Raw genomic sequence first — 2,311 nt, 5'->3', positions numbered from 1 at the left:
CCGTCTGGTGTGACCGGCTCACCGACTCACCGACCTGAAGCCGTGCGAGCCGGTCACACCAGACGGCGGGCCGTGGCCCAGCGGGTCAGTTCGTGACGGTTGGAGAGCTGGAGTTTCCTGAGGACCGCCGAGACATGGGACTCGACCGTCTTCACCGAGATGAAGAGCTGCTTGGCGATCTCCTTGTACGCGTATCCCCGGGCGATCAGCCGCAGTACCTCGCGCTCACGCTGGGTGAGACGGTCGAGGTCCTCGTCGAGCGGCGGGGCGTCGGTCGAGGCGAAGGCGTCGAGGACGAAGCCGGCCAGGCGGGGCGAGAAGACGGCGTCGCCCTCCTGGACGCGGAACACCGAGTCGACCAGGTCGGTCCCGGTGATCGTCTTGGTCACGTATCCGCGGGCGCCGCCCCTGATCACACCGATCACGTCCTCCGCCGCGTCCGAGACGGACAGCGCGAGGAAACGGACCGGCTGCTCGGTGTCGCCCATCAGCGGGGCGCAGCGCCGGAGCACCTCCACGCCACCGCCACCGGGCAGGTGCACGTCGAGGAGGACGACCTCGGGCCGGGTCGCGGTGATGACCGTGACCGCCTGGTCGACGTCCGCGGCCTCGCCGACCACCTCGACGCCGGTCTGCTCGGTCTGTCCTATCTCGGCCTGGACGCCCGTGCGGAACATGCGGTGGTCGTCGACGAGGACGACACGCACATGGCGCCCGGCGCCGCCGGTGGACTGCGCGGACTCGGCGGCCCGGGCAGCCGGTCCCGCCGTTCCGTTCGGGCCGGTCGGCTCGTTCGGCTCGCTCATGACGTGTTCTCCGCCCTCTCCATCTCCAGCTCGACCTCCGTGCCGCCGTCCGGCACCGCGCGCAGCCGCGCCGTGCCGCCGTTGCGCTCCATGCGGCCGATGATCGATTCTCTGACACCCATGCGGTCGGCGGGTATCGAGTCCAGGTCGAAACCGGGGCCGCGGTCCCGGACGGACACGAAGACCGTCCTTCCCTCGACTTCGGCGTAGACCTGTACGGCACCCCCCTCGCCACCGTACTTGGCCGCGTTCACCATCGCTTCGCGCGCGGCCTGCATCTGCGGGCCGATCTTCTCGTCCAGCGGGCAGTCGCCGACGACGACGACCTCGATGGGGACCCCGTGCTTGTCCTCCACCTCCGCGGCATTGCGCCGTACGGCGTCGGCGAGGGTGGTGGGCTCGTCGGCCTCGTCCTTGCCGGTGCCCTCGGGCTTGTAGAGCCAGGCGCGCAGGTCGCGCTCCTGAGCGCGGGCTAGCCGGCGCACCTCGCCCGGGCTGTCGGCGTTGCGCTGGATCAGGGTGAGGGTGTGCAGCACCGAGTCGTGGACGTGGGCGGCGACCTCGGCCCGTTCCTGGGCCCGGATGCGCATCAGCCGTTCCTCGGACAGGTCCTGGGTCATGCGCACCAGGTACGGACCGGCGAGGAGCGTGATCCCGACGAGGACCGCGAGGGCCGCCTGGAGCACCGACGCGAGGTGGGCGCCGGAGCCCCGGAGGACGAAGATGCCCGACACACCGGCCGTCACCAGCAGGACGCCGGCGCCGGCCCGCAGCAGGGTGACCGTGCGGCGGCGGCTGCCGACCTCGACCCAGCGGGCCCGGCGCGCGTTGTCCGCCTGGCGCCAGACCAGGGCGACACCCGCGCCGACGAGCACGGTCGGCCAGAGGTAGGCCCTGGCGCCGTTGGACAGGTCCACATTGCCGACGAAGACCATGGCCACGACGACCATGAGGAGCAGGGCGACGATCTGGCCCTTGTCCGGTCTGCGGGTGACGAGTCTGCGCCGGCCGTCCGGTGAGCTCTCGGTCGCCACCAGCGGGGGCGGTTTCTGCGCGTCCACGCCGCCGACCCCGAGCGGGACGAAGAACCAGAAGGCGGCGTACAGCAGTGCGCCCAGGCCGTCGGCCATGAACAGGCCGACGAAGACGAGCCGTACCCAGATCACGGGCAGCCCGAGGTGTCCGGCGAGCCCCCGCGCCGCACCACCGAGCCAGCGTCCGTCACTGCTGCGGTAGAGCTTGCGCGGCGGCCGCGGTTCTGCGAGGGGCGCTGCTGCGGCTTCCGACATGCCAATGATGGTCACACGGCCCCGGTTCCGGGACATCAGGGTCGGTCCCGGAGACTCCCCTGATCTCCGGGAGCCCGGCCCCTCGTACGCTCCCCGGCCGCCCCCTCAGGGCCGATATCAGGGTCCGGCCAGGGTCGTCCCGGCTGCCGTCGCGGCGGCTCGCCCGTCACCATGGACTCATGACAGATCACCAGCACGCCGCGACGGCAGCCGGGA

General features: G+C 71.7%; 2 protein-coding genes. Both read right to left on the bottom strand.

The features are described from left to right. Positions 1-53: 53 nt before the first annotated feature. A complete protein-coding gene (locus tag AOK18_RS03290) occupies positions 54-806 on the bottom strand; it encodes a LuxR C-terminal-related transcriptional regulator (RefSeq protein ID WP_055575005.1) in 753 nt (250 codons plus the stop codon). Next, complete coding sequence (locus tag AOK18_RS03285) at positions 803-2,095, bottom strand: ATP-binding protein (protein WP_055575006.1); 1,293 nt, start codon at positions 2,093-2,095, stop codon at positions 803-805. Before AOK18_RS03285 ends, AOK18_RS03290 begins: the two co-directional genes overlap by 4 nt. Positions 2,096-2,311 lie beyond the last annotated feature (216 nt).

It is taken from the genome of Streptomyces prasinopilosus (genome assembly GCF_001419695.1).
Classification (GTDB): domain Bacteria; phylum Actinomycetota; class Actinomycetes; order Streptomycetales; family Streptomycetaceae; genus Streptomyces; species Streptomyces prasinopilosus.
The sequence above is the reverse complement of the archived record's forward strand: the minus strand, read 5'-3'. Positions and strand labels throughout refer to the sequence as shown.